The organism is Agarivorans sp. Z349TD_8, assembly GCF_050870825.2.
Classification (GTDB): Bacteria; Pseudomonadota; Gammaproteobacteria; order Enterobacterales; family Celerinatantimonadaceae; genus Agarivorans.
Genome location: NZ_CP194037.2, coordinates 4,957,292 through 4,976,947, shown reverse-complemented (window position 1 = coordinate 4,976,947; position 19,656 = coordinate 4,957,292). Strand labels below are relative to the sequence as shown.

Here is a 19,656-nt window from a genome sequence, read left to right as displayed (position 1 = left end):
GGTATGTTATGTTCCGTAGTAAAACTAGCCAAACCATCGCAAACGTTTTAGCCAATGGCGATAAACTTGAGCAATTGCTTTCTTTGATGTTGCCCGATGAAGTTTCGGAATTGGATCAACTTGGTTCGCAACATTGTCGTAGAAAGCGTCAATGTGGTGGTCGTTCACATTCTATATCGGCAAAGTTCTGAGCTATAACAAAAGTTGGACCTAATCACGAAGTTACCTATTCGCACGACTGAGGCTTAATTAGTCGATCTATCTGTGCTGTCTAAAGTTCTGATGCTGCTAAACTATACTGAAGAGCCAATTATAGGCTCGTCATCTCAGGTTATTTGCATTTAAACTTTAATAAGACAGCACAAATTATGGATCTAAATATACAAGCGGGGAGCTCATTTCCTCTGGGTGCCAGTTACAAAGGCACTGGCGTTAATTTCAGTATTTTTTCAAAAAGCGCAACGGCAGTTAATCTATTACTATTTAAAGAGATTAATTCACGTAAACCGTTCGCGAATATCCCACTAAACCCAACTATTAATCGTACCGATCATTATTGGCATATTTATGTTGAAGACCTTGATGTCGGGACTCTTTATGGCTTTCAGGTCGATGGTCCATGGTTACCGGAACTCGGCTTACGTTTTGATCCAAGTAAGGTTTTATTGGATCCCTATGCCAAGGTGACCCACTTTCCGGATAATTATTTACGTTTGGTGGCTGCGCGCCATGGCCACAATAATGTTGATCAGTGCATTAAAGGGGCGGTGGTTGATTTGCGTGGCTTTGATTGGCAAGGCACTCAGCCAATTAAGCGTTCATTGCAAGATACCATTATTTATGAACTACATGTTGCTGGTTTTACCAAGCATCCTTCTTCGGGGGTAGCGGCCCATAAACGTGGCACCTATGCGGGAGTTATCGAAAAAATCCCATATTTAAAGGCGCTTGGCATTACCGCTGTTGAGCTGATGCCTGTGCAACAATTTGATTTGCAAGATGCTCCGCTGGGTAAGCAAAACTATTGGGGTTATAGTCCCATCGCTTTCTTTTCTCCGCATAATGCTTATAGCTCAGATAAAAGTGTTTGTGGCGCTTTTAATGAATTCCGGATCATGGTGCGAGAGCTCCACAAAGCTGGCATCGAGGTGATTCTGGATGTGGTCTTTAATCATACCGCAGAGGGAGGGCATGATGGCCCAACCTTGAGTTTAAAAGGCTTACAAAATGATAGTTACTACATGCTGCAGCCAGAGAAACGTTGGTATGGAAATTACTCTGGATGTGGCAATACTTGTAATGCAAATCATTCGGTCATGCGCAGGATGATCCGAGACTCGTTGCGTTTTTGGGTCAATGATATGCATGTTGATGGTTTTCGTTTTGATTTGGCCTCGGTATTGGCTCGAGATTCACAGGGAAATGTGATGAAAGAGCCGCCTTTATTGTGGTCGATTGATTCAGATCCCTCGCTTGCAGGCACTAAAATTATCGCAGAGGCTTGGGATGCCGCGGGACTGTATCAAGTGGGTGAATTTGTTGGTGATCGTTGGAATGAATGGAATGGTCAGTTTCGCGATGATGTTCGAGCCTTCTTCCGTGGCGATCGTGCTGTTGTGAGTAAGTTCTCTGGTCGTTTATTAGGTAGTCCTGATATTTACTATAAAGATCATCATTCACCTCAGCGTTCCGTGAACTTAGTCACCGCACATGATGGTTTTACCCTCAATGATTTAGTCAGTTATAACGAAAAGCACAATTTAGAAAATGGGGAGAATAATCGAGACGGTGATAATCATAATGTGAGCTATAACCATGGGGTAGAGGGGCCAACTTTAAATCCCAAGATTAATCAATTACGTGAACAGCAAATGAAGAATTTCTTTACCACCTTGCTGTTATCTCTAGGAACGCCAATGATCACTATGGGTGATGAGGTGAAGCGTAGTCAGAATGGGAATAACAATGCTTACTGCCAAGATAATGAAATCTCTTGGTTTGATTGGAATCTGGTGGATGAAAACAGTGATCTCCTAAATTTTGTGCAAAATTTAATTAAATTACGCTGTTACGATGACGTGTTAGAGGAAAAAATCCACCTCAGTTTATCGGATGTGATCCATGATGCGAACATTGAATGGCATGGTGTGCAACAAGCTGAACCGGATTGGTCTGAAGATAGCCATTCTATCGCGGTGACCTTCTTAGACCCTTATTCAAAAGATCGTATGTATATGGTGTTTAATGCTTACTGGGAAGACTTAGAGTTTGTGGCTCCCGATATTGAAGGGTATTGGGTGATGTTAGTGGATACAGCGGCTAAACCGCCTAACGATATTTACGATTTTAAATCGGCTCCAATGTTACAAAATTCTTCGTTTAAAGTGGCGGCTCACTCGGTAAAAGTGTTTGTGGCGAATCCACAAATTGATAAACGTATTGAAAATTGCTTTGTTTAACTAGAGGTCGTTTGCTGAGATGCAGCAATAGTCAGCTGAGTTAAAAAACACGAGGGGGAGTGTTGGTCGTGAAATACACTCCCCAGCATCACCATTAATACCAATATACGAATACTCATAGAAAAAATAGCCACTAGTTTTACCTCTTTAGTTTGCCCTTCCCTATGGCCTCAGATGATTTAAGTCTTTAGTTATTGGAAGGGTAAACTAAGTAAAAGTTTCAAGTAGTTGATATTTTTTGGGTTTATATTTAATTACTGTGATGTTTCCCTAATTCTCAGGGCAAAGGTCTCAGCAGCTTCCAAGCTTAAAACAAGCCCAGTTGAGCACTAATTATTTGCTCAAAATCTAAGTTAATGAAAGGTAATATTGCATCAGCAATGGGTTGCAATTGCTTATCTAAGTAATGTTGATAATCGATTTGACTGCGGCAATAAGCAACAGGTTCAGGCCCATTTACGGTCATCCAATAATTAATAGTCCCTTTATTTTGATATTGCTGTGGTTTACCTAAAGCCTGATTATGTTGGTCGGCGAGGCGTGCAGCCCGAACCTGTGGTGGCACGTTTTTTACGTACTCATCGAGCTTGCGGCGTAAGCGCTTGTGGTAGATCAGTTGTGGGTCGTATTCACCCGCTAACAGCTTAGCGACGGTATCTAGAACAAATTGGCGTGGGTCTTGGTCGGAGAATAGCCGCTCTAACAATCCCGTTTGAAAAATCTTCGCCAGTTCGCTCCAGTCAGAACGTACCGTTTCTAGTCCTTTAATCACCATTTGGTTGTGCGCAGTTAAACCCGCATAGCGTTTTTTACTGCCAGTTTCTGAGCCGCGTATAGTCGGCATTAAGAAGCGTGAAAAGTGAGTTTCAAATTCAATTTCTAGGTAGCTCTCTAGCTGCATTTCTTGGCTGAGCTTATTGCGCCAAAAAAGGTTGATTTCTTTGGCTAGTTGTTGACCAATGGCACTCGCTTGTTCTGGACTTAGTTCTTGATTGAGCCAGACAAAGGTAGAGTCGGTATCACCATAAATCACTTGGTAGCCGTGTTCGGTGATCCAGTCTGCGGTTTGTTGCATCAGCTGGTGGCCGCGCATGGTAATTGAGCTTGCCAAGCGGGGATCGTGAAAGCGACAACCGGTAGAGCCAAGCACTCCATAGAAGCTATTCATCAAAATTTTGATCGCCTGCGAACGGGCTTTGTCTTGATTCGCTTTGGCTTGATCGCGCTGTAACCACAGCTGATTAATAATATCGGGTAAGAAATGTTTGTCGCGGCTAAATACGCCGCCTCTAAAGCCCTCAATGGCATTGTCTGGGCTTGCTAGGCCTTCAATTAAGCCTAAGGGATCAATTTTAAAAGTGCGAATAATAGAGGGGTAGAGGCTCTTAAAATCGAGTACCAGTACATTTTTATATAGCCCAGGCTTAGAGTTCATCACAAAGCCGCCAGGGCTGTCGGCGACAAAGTCATGGCTTAAGTTAGGCGCGATATAACCCGCGCGATGCAGCTTGGGTAAGTAAACATTGGTGAAAGCTGCAACACTACCGCCACTTCTATCCAGCATTAAACCGGTGAGTTGTGCGCGTAAGCAAAGAAATTCAAGGAGTTGGGTATGCTTGAAAATATCGAGTACTAACTTACAGTCTTCTAAATTGTAAGCGGCTAGCTGTGGCTTATCATGGGCAAAATTGTGGTTTATTTCGGCCATTCTATCTTCAACTTCGGCTACCAATTTGCCTCGGTTTAATAGCTGCCGAGCCACATTTTCTAGGCTAAAGCTATCAAAGTGGTAGGTCGCTGATTTTAGCGAGTCGATGCCATCGATCACCACTCGCCCGGGGATACTAATAAAACCGATGTGAGGCATATCGTGACGTTCACGCCATCTGGCAATGCCATGATGGCGACCAATGGCCAATTTAATCCCATGCACGGCAGCGCGTTTAACCAGCAGTCGAAAATCAAAATTGATGACATTCCAACCAATGATGATGTCTGGGTCGAGGTTTTGAAACTCTACTTCTAATTGTTTTAATAGTGCGTACTCATTGGCTAGCCAAGTGATTGGCGTGTCGGCGGCTTGCTCTGGGCCGATCATCAGTACCCGTTGGTAGTTGTCACTATATAAACCAATTGAATATAGCTGACCTTTTTCACTGCACTCAATATCTAGCGATAATACCGACAGTTGGGGCGTATATTGCGCCGCTTTAATTTTTGCCTGCTGCAAGGCGGGGTAACGAGAGTCATGACTCTGCAGGCCAGTAAACAGCATGCTGCCATAACAAAAGCGTTCCGTGAGAAAACGCTCATGCAGTTTTATATCGCTCTCAAAACAGCTTAATCCTGCCTGTTTTAACTGTTGCGCAGCTTGGCTGTGGTTTTTGATACTAGAAAAATAGAGTGCGCTTACCGGCTGGTGTTGGAAGGTTTTTAGGGACACCGAAGCATGACGGTTTAGCTGTGATCCCAGCAGGGCGAGCACCGCATTTAACTGATGGTTGAGAACAAAAAAAACTGGCTGTTGATCATCTATCTCGAGGCAAATAGCACCTTGTTCGCTGGCCAACCACAGCTGAATATGAGCCTGACCTTGACGGTCATAGCTATTGGCTGTGAGTAGAAATCCTTGAATTGCTTGGCTGGTCACGATTGGCTCGGTCTATATTATAGGTTTAGCGGCGAATGTACTAAAGGAACTTAGCATACAACTAATTGCTTTAGCCAATGGCTATTTCTAGAGTGTTTCGTGCTTCGTTGGATTCGCTTGAACAATAATGGAATGAATAAAATTAATCTGCTTTAGGACGACGGCTGGTATAAATGTCTCTTGAGTGCCAAAGCGGGTTTTTCTATGTAATTCCAAGAGCAATAAGCGAGTAGCAGGGTTAAACAGAAAGCCATCACAAACATATGAATCGCTGTCACTTTCGGGATTGTGGTGGCTATCAGTTGCTGTATTGGCCATGCATAAATGTACATGCCGTAAGAATAGTCGCCCAAGTGATTGTAATGCAGAATTTTTCCTTTAGGTAGATAAGCAAAACACATGATTAAGTAGGGAGTGATGATTAGGTAGCTAATAAAAAACAAACTCTGGTTGAGGCTGAAGAATGCCAACAGCAGTATCAGTATGGCGGCTAACATGCCTTTGTAGTTGATGCCAATCCAAGCCCTAAAAACGTAGAGATTACCGCCGATAAAGAAGGCGCTCGCGAAACGATAGAATTTACTATAAAACCAATGCGGCTCGCGACCACTTAGCTGGTCATGAATAACATTAGGCAGATAAGGGCGGTGAGGACGATCACTGTCGGTAGCCAGTTTACGGCAACTTTTAGTTTTCTAGCAAACTGATAAGTCACTCCAAACCCAGTTAATATTAAATACATCTTTAGTTCCCATGGCAGGGTCCATAGCGAACCATTCACACTGCGGTTGTAGGGAGCACTGGTAAATACATCGGGTAGCATTTGGTAGTCGCCAACAATAATAGAGCTATTGTAGATCAGAAAATTTTGGGTCTCGTTATGGCTCAAATATTGGCCTAGGCTTAATTTAGAAAGTTGTAAACCGAGTAAGCAACAAAAAATAACAGAGGTGATCAGTGCAGGGTAGATCCTGAGGCATCGGGATAATACAAAAATAGTTAAAGATCTTGCGGTAAGTAAACTTTTACAAACTAGCAAACCACTGGTAATGAAGAAAATATCCACCGCAATATAGCCTAAGGATAAGCCTAGATATTGGGCGATGGGCTCACTGTGTTCATTACCTGTCGCCAAGCAAAAGCTGTGGCTGTATACCACTAAACATGCCGCTAACATCCTTATTAGCTTGAAGTTATTATCTTTGGTTTTCAGTAATTCTTGTAGCTGCATTGATTGGCCAATATTTATATTTTGAGTATAGGCTTGTTTATATTAGTTGATTATTTATTGCTCGTTGTTGGAATGGTGGGCATAAAAAAAAGCTGGCCTGGGCCAGCTCTTTGCATTTAGTTTTACGTTTAAAAGCTAAAGTTTAGCTCCAGGCTTTAAAGGTATTAATTAAACCGTTGGTTGAACTGTCGTGAGCGGTGACGGCTTGCTGGCTTTTTAGTTCGGGCAAAATTTGGTTGGCCAACTGTTTGCCAAGCTCTACGCCCCACTGGTCGAAGCTAAAGATGTTCCAGATAACGCCTTGTACGAAGATTTTGTGCTCGTACATCGCAACCAGTGCACCTAAAGAGTAAGGGGTGATTTTCTTAAGCAAAATAGAGTTGGTTGGTTTGTTACCAGTGAATACTTTAAACGGTGCCAGTTCAGCAATTTCTTCAGCTGATTTACCTGCGGCCACTAACTCTGCTTCAACGGTATCGCGAGACTTACCAAAGGCTAAGGCTTCGGTTTGGGCAAAGAAGTTAGACATTAATTTCTGATGATGATCAGACAAAGGATTGTGGCTCACTGCTGGTGCGATAAAATCACATGGGATTAACTTGCTGCCTTGGTGAATTAATTGGTAGAAGGCGTGCTGACCGTTAGTTCCCGGCTCACCCCAAATAATTGGGCCGGTTTGGTAATCAACCGGGTTGCCATTACGGTCGACATTTTTACCGTTGGACTCCATGTCACCTTGTTGGAAGTAAGCTGCAAAGCGGTGCATGTATTGGTCGTAAGGCAGAATCGAAACGCTTTCCGCACCGAAGAAGTTATTGTACCAAATGCCAAGCAAGGCAAGGATTACCGGTAAGTTTTGTTCAAAATCGGTTTCAGCAAAGTGCTTGTCCATGGCATGCGCGCCTTCGAGCAATTCGATGAAGTTATCGTAACCTACCGTTAACGCGACTGATAAACCAATCGCCGACCAAGAAGAGTAACGACCGCCAACCCAATCCCAAAATTCAAACATGTTGTCGGTGTCGATACCAAATTCGGCAACTGCAGGGCCGTTGGTTGACAGGGCTGCAAAATGTTTAGCCACGTGGGCTTGATCGTTCGCCGCAGCTAGGAACCAATCGCGTGCGCTATGCGCATTAGTCATGGTTTCTTGGGTGGTAAAGGTTTTTGATGCCACTAGGAATAAGGTGGTTTCGGGGTCGACTTGTTTTAGAATTTCGGCAATATGAGTGCCATCTACATTCGAAACAAAGTAGGTTTTGATATGTTCAATTTTGTAAGCACCCAACGCTTCAGTAAGCATCACTGGACCCAAGTCTGAACCACCAATCCCAATATTTACAATGCTGCGAATGGCTTTGCCTGTATAACCTTTCCATTCACCGGAGTGGATTTTTTGACAGAAGCCTTGCATTTTTTCCAATACCGCATTAACCGCAGGCATGACGTCTTCGCCGTCTACGATGACCGGGGTATTGCTACGATTTCGTAAGGCGGTATGTAATACAGAACGCCCTTCTGTTTGGTTGATTTTCTCACCAGAGAACATTGCCTTAATCGCGCCATCGAGCTTGGTTTCTTTGGCGAGTGCAAACAGCTGTTGCATTGTGTCGTTAGTGATCAGGTTTTTCGAGTAATCGAGTAAAATTTGCTCGTTAAACGAAACTGAAAAACGCTTGAAACGCTCAGCGTCAGCGGCGAATAATTCGCTCAGTTGAACATCTTTCTGTGCCTCGAAATGCGCTTGTAGCGCTTTCCACGCTTGTGTATGAGTTGGATTGATATTGTCCAGCATTGACCTTGTTCCTTAGATACTTAACCTAATTGACCGAGTTGCAAGTTTATTGACCGTAACTTGCGGCTAGCACTTTACCCTTTCTGGGAAAAAAGACGCAAGCAATCAGATCAAAATACTATGAAAGCCTGTGTTTTGTATTTGCCAAATGTGGCACATTTATCGAAAATTCATTATTTTTTAAGTTTTTTGTCTAGTTTTTAACTCTTGTTTTGGTGTGCGGGCTGTTCGAGTTGTTGTTACAATGACCACAAATTGTTCACTAATGTTGCTAACAAGGATCGATGTTTGCGCAATGTACAGCTTCAAATAAAGTCTGATAATGCCCATTATTTACTGAATAGTGGTCGTTTGGTGGCATTAATGACCGCGCTGTATAGTTTGTTATGGTGGTGGCTATTTTCTCCTGATTATCGTTTTGTACCGGGTTTCATTTGGTTACTGTGCATGTTGCTTTTAGCGGCGGCATTTTATTTTTTCTTGCGCCTAAATCGTGACTTTTCGGCGCATTCAGCGCCTGCTTCACAGCTCGTTCGTTACTTTAGTTTATCGACTAGTAGTGGGATCTTATGGGGGGTTGGTATCTTGCTATTTGCCCCAGACTTAGGTGGCGCAGAGCGCCTGTTGTTAATGATTTTACTCGGGTCACTGTTATCCTTGGTGGTGGTTCCCAATTTATTAAGCATTAGTAGCTTCAATGGTTTTTGTTTGCCCATTTTATTGGCGCTAACGGTAGTTTCGGTGGATCGTAGTCAAGTCGAATTGGTGGCCTGTTTAGTGCTGTGGTTGAGCTGGGTGCAGCTAAATTTAGTTTTGAAGCGCGCTGAAGCCTTGGTTCAGGCAAATTTTACCGAGGGTGCGCGTAATCGGCTTAAAGTTTTAGAGTTGGCCGATAGTCATGCCTTGATGCGTGAACAAAGCGAGCGAGATGCGCTGACCGGTTTATATAATCGGGCGATATTTGAGCAATCCTTGGCTCAGCATTGGCGTTTAAGTGGCCGAGCTAAAACTTCCTTAAGTTTATTATTGATCGACGTTGATTTCTTTAAGCCATATAACGATCATTACGGGCACGTCGCTGGAGATCAGTGTTTAAGCTTGGTTGCGAGTCTGTTTACACAAGCCTTACAGCGTGAAGATGATATCGTTGCGCGCTATGGCGGCGAAGAGTTTGTAATGATCTTGCCCAATACCGATACTAAAGGCGCATTGCAAGTTGCGGAACGAATCAGAACACTACTTGCAGAGGCAAAGTTGCGGCACGAGTACTCCACGGTGGCTAGCTATGTGACCGTGAGCATTGGAATAGCCTGTCTTATTCCTGTGGCGCAACAGAATGCTAAAGACTTCGTAAACAAGGCTGATATAGCCCTATATAGAGCCAAGCAGTTAGGTAGAAACCAAGCTGTAGTGGCCGCTCGTGGAGAAATAGAATGAGTATGCAGTTACATCGTATTGAAGAGCTAATCGATTTACTCAAGCCGGTTTGGCGTCAACAGCCGGAGTTAAATTTAGTCGAAATGCTCACCCAAATCGCCGACCAAGCAGGGTTTAAACAACCTTTGAGTGAGTTAACTGACGATGTTTTAATTTATCAATTGAAAATGTTGAATCTAGCCAAGGATGAGATGATCCCTGGTCTAGCTAAAGATTGCGAAGATGATTTTAAAACTGCGTTACTAAAAGCTCGAGGTATTAAAGCTTAGTATTGCCCGCCAGTTTGTTAGGGCTTACTTGTTTTATAGGTAAGCCTGTAAACGATTGATGCCCCTCAAAAGGATTGAGTGATGAGTGAACGAATTCCCGTTAAAGACGTGAGTCCACCCGCTAGAAAAACAAATGCCAAGAAACGTGCGCCGGTCGATCGATACAACCCTCAAGAACAGATTTATGTACGTGAACAAAAAGGCTTGTTCCAACGTGTACGCAAATATATGGGGTGGTTATTTATTGCCGCTTTTGTGCTTGTGCCATTTATCCCCTACGGCGATCGCCAAGCGATTTTGTTTGATATCGCAGCTCGGCAATATCACTTTTTTAGTCTTACTCTGTGGCCGCAAGATTTATTACTACTGGCTGGCTTTTTCATTATTGCCGCCTTCGCTCTATTTTTTATAACCACCTTCTTAGGGCGGGTTTGGTGTGGCTATCTTTGTCCGCAAACGGTGTGGACTTTTATTTTTATCTGGTTTGAAGAAAGAATTGAAGGCAGTGCTAATAAGCGGCGTAAGTTAGATCAATCTGCCTGGAATGTGAATAAAATTTGGCGTAAAACCGCTAAGCATGCCGCTTGGGGCGCTGTATCGGTGTTTACGGCACTATCTTTTGCCGCCTATTTTGTACCCGTTAAACAGTTGTGGTGGGATTTTTTTACGTTCAACGCAACCAGCGGCGTGACCTTCTCTATTATTTTCTTCGCGGTTGCCACTTACGCCAATGCAGGTTGGATGCGCACCATTGTATGTACTCATATGTGCCCCTATGCGCGTTTTCAATCAGCGATGTTTGATAAAGATACCTTCATCGTGGGTTACGATACTCAACGCGGCGAAACGCGAGGACCGCGTAAACGTAATGCCGATCCCAAAGCGCTTGGTTTAGGTGATTGTGTGGATTGCGATCTCTGCGTACAAGTCTGTCCCGCGGGGATCGATATTCGTGAAGGTTTGCAGTATGAGTGTATTAACTGTGGTGCTTGTATCGATGCTTGTGACCAAACCATGGAGCGTATGCACTATCCGAAAGGTTTGATCCGTTATACAACCGAACATAATTTAGCGGGTCAGAAAACCGCAATCCTGCGACCCAAACTGATTGGTTATGGCGTGGTTTTAACGGTGATGTTAGTCGCCTTTGTGATGACTTTGATTAATATTAAACCGATGCAACTGGATGTATTGCGTGATCGCTCATCTTTATACAATGAAAATGCCGAGGGCTTAATCGAAAATACTTACACCCTCAAGGTGATTAATAAGTCCTCTGAAGCGCAAGCGTTTCAGTTGAGTGTGCTCGGTCTAGAAGAGGTTGAATGGCTGGGTGCTCAGCAAGTAGAGGTTAAGGGTGGCGAAGTGCTTAATTTACCGGTAACTCTGGTGAGTGACCCTTATTTACTACCGCGACCGATCACCGATATTGAGTTTGTCATGCAAAGTAATGGCCAGCAGGTCACGCAACATAGTCGTTTCATTAGTGGTGGTTAACGTCGCATGAGCGTGGCGTTAAGCTGCTTGGCTTTATTGTTAATGCTGCCCTATTTATTGGCTGCATTTGGCTCTTGGATGCGTAAACGGCAGCTGGGACGAGTGGATAATCAGGACCCTCGCCAGCAAGCGCTACAATTGGATAAACGCGGGCAGCGGATCTACGCTGCCCAACAAAACTCCTGGGAAGCCTTAGTTTTATTCATCGCTGTTATCGTGATTGCTTACTTTTCTGGTTTAGATCCGCAATTGCTCGATGTGCCTGCCGTTGTATATTTGTTGGTCAGGATCTTACATCCCTTGGTTTATCTTTTGGGCCAAGCTTATTTGCGTTCAGCCTTAGCCGCGGTGGGCTGGTTAAGCTGTATTTACATTGTCGTTTTGGCTTTTCAGCAAAGCTAAGCCTCCTTGTCGGCTGGCTAGGCTGATCGTTTTACTGTTACACTGCGCGGATAACTTACCCATAGTGCTGAAGTCATTCTATGAGCGCCTTCCTATTTGCCGAATTGCATCCCGATCTAATTTTAGATGCCATTGAATCACAGGGGATCTACCCCAGTAGTGGTTTACTTGCCTTAAATTCCTATGAAAACCGGGTCTATCAGTTTATGGCTGAAGATGACTTGCGTTATGTGGTTAAATTTTATCGTCCTGAGCGTTGGAGCGAAGCACAGATTATCGAAGAGCATCTATTTAGTTTAGCGATGGCTGCGTCTGACATTCCTGTTGTTGCTCCGATTGTTCGCGATGGTCAAAGCTTGTTTGCGTATCAAGGTTGGTGGTTTGCCCTTTTTCTTAGTGTGGGTGGGCGAGGCTTTGAAGTGGATAATCTTGATCAACTGGAACGGGTTGGTCAATATTTGGGACGGATGCACCAACGTGTGGGGCGTCAGTTATTTGAACATCGTTTATCGATCAATACCGAAGAGATGTTAGAGCAACCTATTGCCTTGCTTAAGGATTGGTTACCTAAGGGCCTCGCCTTACCCTTTTTTACTATTGCCGAACAAGTTGCGGATGCGGCGAAAGTGGCCTACAAGCCCAATAAAATTATTCGCTTACATGGCGATTGTCACCCCAGCAATATTTTGTGGCGTGATGGGCCGATGCTGGTGGATTTGGATGACGCGCGTAATGGTCCAGCTGTGCAAGATATTTGGATGATGTTGGCGGGCGATGATAACGAGCGTCGTTTGCAATTAGAGGTTTTTCTTGAAGGTTATGAATCATTTTGTGAATTTGATAAGCGAGAGTTGGCGCTGATTGAGCCACTGCGGGCGATGCGGATGATCCATTATATGGGGTGGTTGGCACGTCGCTGGGAAGATCCTGCTTTTCAACGTGCCTTTCCTTGGTTTAATTCACAGCGTTATTGGGAAGATCAGATTCTGGCGCTTAAAGAGCAATTATCTGCCTTGCAGCAGCCGCCATTGTCATTAACGCCAGGGTATTAATATGAGCCTCGAAATTGAGCGTAAGTTTTTAGTGAAAAATATGGATTTTGTTGCCCAAGCGACAGCCTCTTTGCGGATAGTGCAGGCCTATCTCAACAGCGATAAGCAGCGTACGGTTCGGGTGCGGATCCAGGGAGAGCAGGGCTACTTAACGATTAAAGGCGTGAGTAATGCCGCTGGTTTGAGTCGTTTCGAATGGGAACAGCCTTTGGCTTTGGCCGAAGCCGAGCAATTATTAAATTTGTGTGAGCCGGGGGCTATCGATAAGTTGCGTTATTTGGTACCAGTGGGTCAACATACCTATGAAGTAGATGTTTTTACTGGAAATAATCAGGGGCTGATCGTAGCAGAAGTTGAATTAAACAGCGAACAAGAGCATTTTGAAAAGCCCGATTGGTTAGCAGAAGAAGTCACCGGACAGCGGCAATATTACAATAGTATGTTAGCGAAAACGCCCTTTAAAACTTGGCTTTAAACCGAGTGTTTGTCACATTCCCTAGGCTAATATTTTGATTTAGCTGGCATCCTGTAGTTATCGATATAGGATTAACTGTAAAGGTTGGTTTTTTGTAAGGGGTTTGTTATGAAAAAGTTTGTGACACCAGTGGACGCTTTGATGCATTGGCAACGCATACAACCACAACAGGTCTATTTACGCCAGCCGATTGATGGTGTATTTCATGAAAAAACTTGGGCAATGGTGGCTCGTGAAGCTGGGCAAATTGCTCAAGGGCTGCGACAACAAAATTTAGCGCCGGGTGACAAAGTGGCGATTTTGGCCAAAAATAGCGCAGAATGGTTTATCGCTGATTTGGCTATTATCATGGCCGGTTGTATTAGTGTGCCTATTTATGCCACCGCCAGTGTCGATACCATCCGCTTTGTGTTGCAGCATAGTGAAGCAAAGTTATTGTTTGTTGGTAAGTTAGATGATTGGGATAAGCAAGCGGCCGCAATTCCTGATGGTTTAACTACGGTGGCAATGCCTTACCACACTATGGCTTGCGATATTCAATGGCAAGACTGGTTAGACCGTTTGTCGGCCATCGACAAACATCATCTTTGGTCGGCGCAAGACATTATGACCATTATTTATACCTCTGGTAGTACTGGTGAGCCGAAAGGTGCTGAAATTAGTTTTGCTGCTTATCGCTATGCCTGCGAGCGCCTGATTGTGGTATTAGAGGCCAATCGTGATGACCGGATGATTTCCTACCTCCCCTTAGCCCACATTACTGAGCGTGTTTATATACAAGGCACGAGTATTTTTAGCGGTCAACCTACGGTATCTTTTGTTGAATCGTTAGCCGCTTTTGCCGACAATTTACGCAGTGTTCAACCAACCTTATTTATTTCGGTACCGCGGCTATGGGCACGTTTTCAGCAAGGCGTATTTGAAAAAATCCCCCCTAAGAAGCTTAAGTTGTTACTGACGGTTCCGCTGTTGTCGAGTTTGATCAAATTAAAAATAAGAAAGGCTTTGGGGTTGAATAAGGCGCGTATTTTAGGTTGTGGCAGCGCACCGATTGCCCCCGCCTTATTACACTGGTATCAAACACTCGGTCTTAACATCTCAGAAGCGTGGGGGATGACCGAAAACTTAGCCTATGGCAGTTTAAATGTGCCTTTTAGAGCCGATAAGATAGGAACCATCGGTAAAGTTGGCCCTGGGGTAGAATTGAAGCTGTCCAATCAAGGTGAAATTCTGGTGAAAGGCAAAGCGATGATGCGAGGCTATTATAAACACCCAGAGTTGAGCGCCGAGGCGTTGGTCGATGGTTGGCTGCACACTGGTGATAAGGGAACCATCGATAGCGACGGTTATCTAAAAATTATAGGCCGGCTTAAAGAAAGTTTTAAAACGGCGAAAGGAAAGTATGTTGCGCCAGTTCCTATTGAACAGCGCCTTGCGGAAAATTCGATGATAGAACAGGTGTGTGTGGTTGGTAGTGCATTGACTCAGCCCTGCGCCTTAGTTGTGTTAGCTGCTGAGCTGAAGCAGCATTCGCAGCAGCAAATCGAAACCAGCTTAGGCCGTACACTAACTCAGGTAAATCAGCATCTGGAAAGCCATGCCAAGCTGTCTCATTTGATAGTGGTAGAGCAGGATTGGAATGTTGATAATGCCTTGCTCACGCCCACATTAAAAATTAGGCGCAGTGAAATTGAGCACTGTTATGCAAGCTTAATTCACCAGCCTGCAGAGGCCGAAGTGATGTTTGAAAACGGACACTGGTACACTTAAGTCGCGCGGGATTGTTGAACGCTGCTATTCATCTTGTTGTAGGTTGTAGGCGTTAATGCTTACCTAGATAAACTTAAGTATTTGTTTTTATTTTTATTTTATATATAAATGGAAGCTAATGACTCTTATTATCATCCCTTCGCTCTCGCGGAGGGGGTGATAAAGTCATGGTAAAGCGATTGACCGAGTACTTGCTTATCTTTATGCTCGGTTTTTTATGGGTACATTGAAGGAATTTTAGATTGATGAAAAAAATACTGATTGCTCTCATGGCGCTGTTGGTTATACCGATGGCATTGGCGACAGACTTTAAGCAAGGCACACATTATGAAGTGATTAAGCAAACCGCCACCGCAAAGCCCGAAGTTATGGAGTTTTTCTCTTACTACTGTCCCCATTGTTATAAGTTTGAACCGGTAGCGAAAAGCATTCAATCCTCTTTGCCTGCTGGAGTTGCATTTAAGAAGAACCATGTGAGTTTTCTCGGTGGTAAAGTCATGGGCGAAGAAATGGTTCGTGCCTATGCTGTGGCAGAAATGCTAAATGTGGATTCGCAAGTAAGCAGCGCTATTTTTGATGCAATCCATGTTAAGCGCCAGCGTTTTTCTAGTCGTGATGATATTCGCGATATTTTTGTTGCTAATGGTGTGGATGCCAAGAAATTTGACAGTGCTGCCAACAGTTTTGTGGTCAATGGCATGGTGTCGCAGATGGATAAAAATACCATTAACTATAAAATTCGTGGAGTACCCGCTTTAGTGATTAATGGTAAATATCAAGTGAACACTGGATCGGTTAAATCTCTTGAAGAGCTCAATCAATTAGTGACTTACTTGGTTAACTTAAAAGTCTAATCCTTCACAATTCCTTATAAGAAAACAGTCTCTTTAGGCTGTTTTTTTGTTTGTCTTCATTGGCTAGATATTGATATGTATTATCGGTGATAATTTCGCGCTTTTAGTACTAATCTAACTCATTATTTATTCATGTTGGCGGGCCTAAATCATCGCTAACTGCGCTCAATGGCTCTATCAATCTGTGTTTATCCCATATAGTCGTTGATAGTGCTGTATCAGTTTGTTTATCTCTCCGGAGCGTTGTAGTTGGTTTAAGTGCTCTTGTAGGCGCTGCAATATAGCTGGATTACTTTGTTTATTACAGGCGATGGCTTCTAATGAGCTATAAAACTCAAATCCTTGCGGGTTAATATCTAAATTATTATTTTCCAGTATATAGGCGGTTAATAATGTATCACTGGCCCAGGCATCGATTCGTTCTCGGTGGAGTTTTTCGGCGCTGTTTAGGTTGGTTGTTGTTAAGTCTAGTTTCAAATTAAAACTACTTAAGTACTCGCTCACGCTACTACCGAGGTAGCTGCCTATTTTTATACCATTAAAATCAGCCAAACTACGTAAGTTTTTGGCATTCTTATGTCGTTGATACAGGGCGAAACGATTGGCGAATAGTGGACTTATCCAAGTAAATAAGCTTTCTCTTGATTCAGTTCGTTCAATCGTAAATACGCAGCTATTGGGGGAGTAGAGAGTGAGCTTGTAGGCTCGTTTAGGAGACAAAACCCTGAGTTGGAGATCGAGTCCACTTTTTTGTTTGAGTAATTGAAATATATCAATATTAAGCCCCGAGAGTTGTTGTTGCTCTTGAATTACATAGGGTGGGTTGACATGAGTATAAAAAATCAAGGGGCTGGCATTTGCGGTCAGTGCCATCAGCCCCAAATAAAGTGCGATGATTACTTTTTCCATGATTGTAACAAGTCTGAGTAGTTGATTGTTTTACCTTGCGGTTTCTCATTGCTCAGGGGCGGTTTAGGTGAACCGGGTTGATTTAACCAATACTGTTTATCTTCGATGGGATTGAGTTGAGGGTTGCATTGAGTTTGGCTGTGTTGATTGAGTTTTGCTAAACCCCTATCCATGTGTTCGGCGAGTTCATTCATGATGAGTGGAATGTTGGCTCCCGGTTGATTCACTCGACCAATGTATTGCCACCAAAGCTCCGATAAGCTTGGGTAGTGGGGGACATTAAAGCCCGTGGGAGTCCATTCGTTACGAGCCTCACTTTGGTAAAACTCGACTAAGCCTCCCAATTCTGCAGAGCGTGCGCTGAAATTGTCTGAGTTGACATCACTGAGTCGGATCGGCGTGAGGCCGACCATGGTTTTTTTCAGAGACACGGTTTTAGCAACATTAAATTGAGCATACAGCCAAGCCGCTTGCTGTTTTTTTAAGCTTGTTGATTTTAATAAGGTCCAACCGCCCACGTCTTGATAACCCGATTTCATTCCCTGTTGCCAGTAAGCGCCGCGTGGTGCAGGTGCAACCCGCCAAAGCGGTAATCCTTGGGAGTCAGTCAATGGTAGGTTGGGATGGCTTAAATCGGGGATAAAGGCGGTATACCAAAATATCTGTTGGGCAATGTGTCCCTTTTTTAGTTCGGTTTGGGCTTGATATAAATCTAAATTGATAGCCTCGGGGGGGGCGAAACGTTTCAGCCAATCGGCATATTTTTCTATCGCGTAAATGGCCGCGGGTGAGTCGAGAGCCCCGCCTCGTTTTACAGTTGCGCCTACAGGGTGGCAATCTTGGTTACGGATCCCCCATTCATCGACTGGTAGACCGTTTGGTAGACCAACATCCCCCACCCCTGCCATCGATAACCAACTATCGGAGATCCGCCAACCCAATGAAGGGTCGTTTTTACCAAAGTCCATATGACCATATACTTTTTGTCCATCAAGCTCTTTGACGTGAATGGTGAAAAACTCAGCGATGTCTTCATAAGCTGACCAGTTCTGAGGTACTGCCAGTGGATAGCCATATAGTTGAGCAAATCGTTGTTGCAGTTCTGGGCGCTCAAACCAGTCTTGTCGATACCAATAGAGGTTTGCAAATTGTTGATCCGGCAACTGTAATAAGTTGCCATATGGATCGGTGGTGAAGGCAAGTCCCATAAAGTCGCTTAAGTCTAAATTTGGCAGGGTAACGGCTTTGCCTTCTTCCTGCATAAAATGACTCAAATTGAGTATTTTATTGGAGCGGTAATGGCCACCAATGAGATCGCTGTCACTCACATAAATGTCGTAATGGTTGATGCCTAAATCGATTTGATTATGTAATTTTTTGACCACGTCATTTTCATTAATGACTTCATGGATCACCCTAATACCGGTGAGATCTTGAAATAATGGTGCGATAACGGTTGCTTCATACCAATGTGTGCTTATACGCTCGGTTGCAACACGAATGGTCATTCCCTGATAGGGTTTGGCGGCTTGTTTAAACCAGATTAATTCTTCGATTTGTTGCTGGCGACTGAGGGTTGACGGGCTAAATTCATCTAACCATGGATCCCATTCTTCGGCGAGACTCACGCTACTGAGAGCGCAGCACAATAGTATTGTTCGCATGTTATCCACCGATTGTTATATCCTCCTACTAAAAATAGCAGATGTTTAAAAATTGAAGCCTAAGACTTTCTGGGATGAGCTGGGTTTTGAACTTGAATCCTGGATATTAGTGATTGATTTTTATATTAAATAACATAAGAACTCTACTTAAATCATGGGGCTTGTTGTGCGCATGCTCAAGTCGTTTGAAAAGCGTTGTGACATCCCCTTAGTCTTTGTTTTTTGGTGCTAGTATCGAATGATTTATGTTCTAGTATAAAAGCGTAACATTGTGCTGAAGCTCGCCGTATAATCATCTTTTGATTGGTGTTTATTTCTTGGTTTCTGATGTTGTGAGGGCGAGCTAAGGAATCGGCAAAGGTTTAAGCACTGAAGGTTTGTATTGGTGAGCCTAAAAACCCACATCTTAGGAAATACGATGACTGATTTTGTGTTACATCCGCAATTGGCAAAAGACGGCATTTGGCTCGGCGATTTTGAACTATGCCGAGTATTATTAATCAATGATAGTCAATTTCCATGGTTAGTATTAGTACCAATGGAAGATAATATTGCTGATATTTACCAGTTGGATAATTGTCAACAAGCGCAGTTTTGGCGAGAATCTAAACGGGTCAGTGAAGCCTTAATGGACCTCTATCAAGGGGATAAATTAAATCTTGCTGCTTTGGGAAATGTGGTGCCGCAGCTACATGTGCATCATGTGGTGAGGTTTCATGATGATCCGTTGTGGCCGCAAGCCATTTGGGGACAATTGCCGCTCAAAGCCTACAGCCCTGAGCAGCGTGCGAAGCAGGTGAGCCAGATCCAACAGGCTCTGCAAGCGCATTGGCAGGTGGTCGCCGAATCATGATGTAACAATTGGACTTAAGCTAAATAGGATAAACAATGGAAGGTTTTTGGCGTTGGTTATTGATTATCATTGTGGTGATGTTATTGGTGCGTTGTGAAACTCATGCGTCTTTATATCAGGCAGAAAGTAATGGCATCCGATTAGAGATCCCTCGATTCTTAGCTACCCCGTTTGTTTGGGTGGATAAGCAAGTGGGCCAGCCGATGGTATGGGGTTATCATTTGCCTTGGGATGATGATTATCAATTTAAGCTATATTCGAGTGACAGCGAGTAGTCCTCACTTGAATAAGTGTAGCCTGGTGTTGCGATGTTAATAGCGGCCGATGGACTCATAGCCA

The 19,656-nt window shown here is 43.8% G+C and carries 19 protein-coding genes; 12 read left to right on the top strand and 7 right to left on the bottom strand.

The window, feature by feature from the left end:
• The first annotated feature begins 8 nt into the window (after positions 1–8).
• Both ACRRS1_RS22515 and glgX read left to right on the top strand, forming a co-directional pair.
• A complete protein-coding gene (locus tag ACRRS1_RS22515) occupies positions 9–191 on the top strand; it encodes a hypothetical protein (protein ID WP_432455296.1) in 183 nt (60 codons plus the stop codon).
• Positions 192–368: 177 nt separating this feature from the next.
• On the top strand, positions 369–2,459 hold the full coding sequence (gene glgX / locus ACRRS1_RS22510; RefSeq protein ID WP_432460534.1) for a glycogen debranching protein GlgX: 2,091 nt from the start codon (positions 369–371) through the stop codon (positions 2,457–2,459).
• On the opposite strand, the gene ACRRS1_RS22505 is transcribed toward glgX, so the two are convergent.
• The 5 genes from ACRRS1_RS22505 to pgi form a co-directional block, all read right to left on the bottom strand.
• Positions 2,456–2,593 (bottom strand): hypothetical protein, encoded by a 138-nt coding sequence (locus tag ACRRS1_RS22505; RefSeq protein ID WP_432455299.1) that lies wholly within the window; start codon positions 2,591–2,593, stop codon positions 2,456–2,458. The genes glgX and ACRRS1_RS22505 overlap by 4 nt on opposite strands.
• 173 nt (positions 2,594–2,766) lie before the next feature.
• Entirely contained in the window at positions 2,767–5,109 is a 2,343-nt protein-coding gene (locus tag ACRRS1_RS22500; protein WP_432460533.1) for a DNA polymerase II, read from the bottom strand.
• Between the two features lie 152 nt (positions 5,110–5,261).
• Positions 5,262–5,606: an acyltransferase family protein gene (locus ACRRS1_RS22495; RefSeq protein WP_432468694.1), complete on the bottom strand. Its 345-nt coding sequence runs from the start codon at positions 5,604–5,606 to the stop codon at positions 5,262–5,264.
• A gap of 113 nt (positions 5,607–5,719) precedes the next feature.
• On the bottom strand, positions 5,720–6,340 hold the full coding sequence (locus ACRRS1_RS22490) for an acyltransferase family protein (RefSeq protein ID WP_432468695.1): 621 nt from the start codon (positions 6,338–6,340) through the stop codon (positions 5,720–5,722).
• Positions 6,341–6,482: 142 nt separating this feature from the next.
• Positions 6,483–8,135, bottom strand: coding sequence for a glucose-6-phosphate isomerase (gene pgi / locus ACRRS1_RS22485; RefSeq protein WP_432455302.1), 1,653 nt, complete (start codon positions 8,133–8,135; stop codon positions 6,483–6,485).
• 288 nt (positions 8,136–8,423) lie between these two features.
• Between pgi and ACRRS1_RS22480 the strand changes: the two genes are divergently transcribed.
• The 8 genes from ACRRS1_RS22480 (at position 8,424) to ACRRS1_RS22445 (ending at position 15,891) form a co-directional block, all read left to right on the top strand.
• Positions 8,424–9,572 carry a diguanylate cyclase gene (locus tag ACRRS1_RS22480; RefSeq protein ID WP_432455303.1) on the top strand — a complete coding sequence of 383 codons (1,149 nt, stop codon included), beginning with the start codon at positions 8,424–8,426 and terminating at the stop codon, positions 9,570–9,572.
• Positions 9,573–9,574: 2 nt separating this feature from the next.
• Positions 9,575–9,841 (top strand): YihD family protein, encoded by a 267-nt coding sequence (locus tag ACRRS1_RS22475; RefSeq protein WP_432456120.1) that lies wholly within the window; start codon positions 9,575–9,577, stop codon positions 9,839–9,841.
• 81 nt (positions 9,842–9,922) lie between these two features.
• Positions 9,923–11,338: a cytochrome c oxidase accessory protein CcoG gene (ccoG, locus tag ACRRS1_RS22470; protein WP_432460532.1), complete on the top strand. Its 1,416-nt coding sequence runs from the start codon at positions 9,923–9,925 to the stop codon at positions 11,336–11,338.
• Between the two features lie 6 nt (positions 11,339–11,344).
• The gene (locus ACRRS1_RS22465) at positions 11,345–11,740 is read left to right on the top strand and encodes an MAPEG family protein (RefSeq protein ID WP_432460531.1); all 396 of its coding nucleotides are present in this window, start codon (positions 11,345–11,347) and stop codon (positions 11,738–11,740) included.
• 80 nt (positions 11,741–11,820) lie between these two features.
• Positions 11,821–12,792 (top strand): serine/threonine protein kinase, encoded by a 972-nt coding sequence (locus ACRRS1_RS22460; RefSeq protein WP_432460530.1) that lies wholly within the window; start codon positions 11,821–11,823, stop codon positions 12,790–12,792.
• Between the two features lies 1 nt (position 12,793).
• Positions 12,794–13,267 carry a CYTH domain-containing protein gene (locus tag ACRRS1_RS22455; RefSeq protein WP_432455307.1) on the top strand — a complete coding sequence of 158 codons (474 nt, stop codon included), beginning with the start codon at positions 12,794–12,796 and terminating at the stop codon, positions 13,265–13,267.
• Between the two features lie 108 nt (positions 13,268–13,375).
• The gene (locus ACRRS1_RS22450) at positions 13,376–15,037 is read left to right on the top strand and encodes an AMP-binding protein (protein WP_432455308.1); all 1,662 of its coding nucleotides are present in this window, start codon (positions 13,376–13,378) and stop codon (positions 15,035–15,037) included.
• A gap of 245 nt (positions 15,038–15,282) precedes the next feature.
• Entirely contained in the window at positions 15,283–15,891 is a 609-nt protein-coding gene (locus ACRRS1_RS22445) for a thiol:disulfide interchange protein DsbA/DsbL (RefSeq protein WP_432455309.1), read from the top strand.
• A 177-nt stretch (positions 15,892–16,068) separates the two neighbouring features.
• Here ACRRS1_RS22445 and ACRRS1_RS22440 read toward each other — a convergent pair whose 3' ends face one another.
• Both ACRRS1_RS22440 and ACRRS1_RS22435 read right to left on the bottom strand, forming a co-directional pair.
• Positions 16,069–16,800, bottom strand: a complete 732-nt coding sequence (locus ACRRS1_RS22440; protein WP_432468696.1) for a substrate-binding periplasmic protein — start codon at positions 16,798–16,800, stop codon at positions 16,069–16,071.
• Positions 16,788–18,464 (bottom strand): ABC transporter substrate-binding protein, encoded by a 1,677-nt coding sequence (locus tag ACRRS1_RS22435; protein WP_432468697.1) that lies wholly within the window; start codon positions 18,462–18,464, stop codon positions 16,788–16,790. Before ACRRS1_RS22435 ends, ACRRS1_RS22440 begins: the two co-directional genes overlap by 13 nt.
• Before the next feature lie 418 nt (positions 18,465–18,882).
• On the opposite strand from ACRRS1_RS22435, the gene ACRRS1_RS22430 reads away from it, so the two are divergent.
• Together ACRRS1_RS22430 and ACRRS1_RS22425 are read left to right on the top strand one after the other, a co-directional pair.
• Positions 18,883–19,317, top strand: coding sequence for an HIT domain-containing protein (locus tag ACRRS1_RS22430; RefSeq protein WP_432455312.1), 435 nt, complete (start codon positions 18,883–18,885; stop codon positions 19,315–19,317).
• 35 nt (positions 19,318–19,352) lie between these two features.
• Positions 19,353–19,592, top strand: coding sequence for a hypothetical protein (locus tag ACRRS1_RS22425; RefSeq protein WP_432455313.1), 240 nt, complete (start codon positions 19,353–19,355; stop codon positions 19,590–19,592).
• Positions 19,593–19,656: the final 64 nt, after the last annotated feature.

Coding starts and splice junctions, on each gene's coding strand:
- ACRRS1_RS22515 (WP_432455296.1), top strand. CDS start 9: ATGTTCCGTAGTAAAACTAGCCAAACCATCGCAAACGTTTTAGCCAAT.
- glgX (WP_432460534.1), top strand. CDS start 369: ATGGATCTAAATATACAAGCGGGGAGCTCATTTCCTCTGGGTGCCAGT.
- ACRRS1_RS22495 (WP_432468694.1), bottom strand. CDS start 5,606: ATGTTAGCCGCCATACTGATACTGCTGTTGGCATTCTTCAGCCTCAAC.
- ACRRS1_RS22490 (WP_432468695.1), bottom strand. CDS start 6,340: ATGCAGCTACAAGAATTACTGAAAACCAAAGATAATAACTTCAAGCTA.
- pgi (WP_432455302.1), bottom strand. CDS start 8,135: ATGCTGGACAATATCAATCCAACTCATACACAAGCGTGGAAAGCGCTA.
- ACRRS1_RS22475 (WP_432456120.1), top strand. CDS start 9,575: ATGCAGTTACATCGTATTGAAGAGCTAATCGATTTACTCAAGCCGGTT.
- ccoG (WP_432460532.1), top strand. CDS start 9,923: ATGAGTGAACGAATTCCCGTTAAAGACGTGAGTCCACCCGCTAGAAAA.
- ACRRS1_RS22465 (WP_432460531.1), top strand. CDS start 11,345: ATGAGCGTGGCGTTAAGCTGCTTGGCTTTATTGTTAATGCTGCCCTAT.
- ACRRS1_RS22460 (WP_432460530.1), top strand. CDS start 11,821: ATGAGCGCCTTCCTATTTGCCGAATTGCATCCCGATCTAATTTTAGAT.
- ACRRS1_RS22455 (WP_432455307.1), top strand. CDS start 12,794: ATGAGCCTCGAAATTGAGCGTAAGTTTTTAGTGAAAAATATGGATTTT.
- ACRRS1_RS22450 (WP_432455308.1), top strand. CDS start 13,376: ATGAAAAAGTTTGTGACACCAGTGGACGCTTTGATGCATTGGCAACGC.
- ACRRS1_RS22445 (WP_432455309.1), top strand. CDS start 15,283: ATGAAAAAAATACTGATTGCTCTCATGGCGCTGTTGGTTATACCGATG.
- ACRRS1_RS22440 (WP_432468696.1), bottom strand. CDS start 16,800: ATGGAAAAAGTAATCATCGCACTTTATTTGGGGCTGATGGCACTGACC.
- ACRRS1_RS22435 (WP_432468697.1), bottom strand. CDS start 18,464: ATGCGAACAATACTATTGTGCTGCGCTCTCAGTAGCGTGAGTCTCGCC.
- ACRRS1_RS22430 (WP_432455312.1), top strand. CDS start 18,883: ATGACTGATTTTGTGTTACATCCGCAATTGGCAAAAGACGGCATTTGG.
- ACRRS1_RS22425 (WP_432455313.1), top strand. CDS start 19,353: ATGGAAGGTTTTTGGCGTTGGTTATTGATTATCATTGTGGTGATGTTA.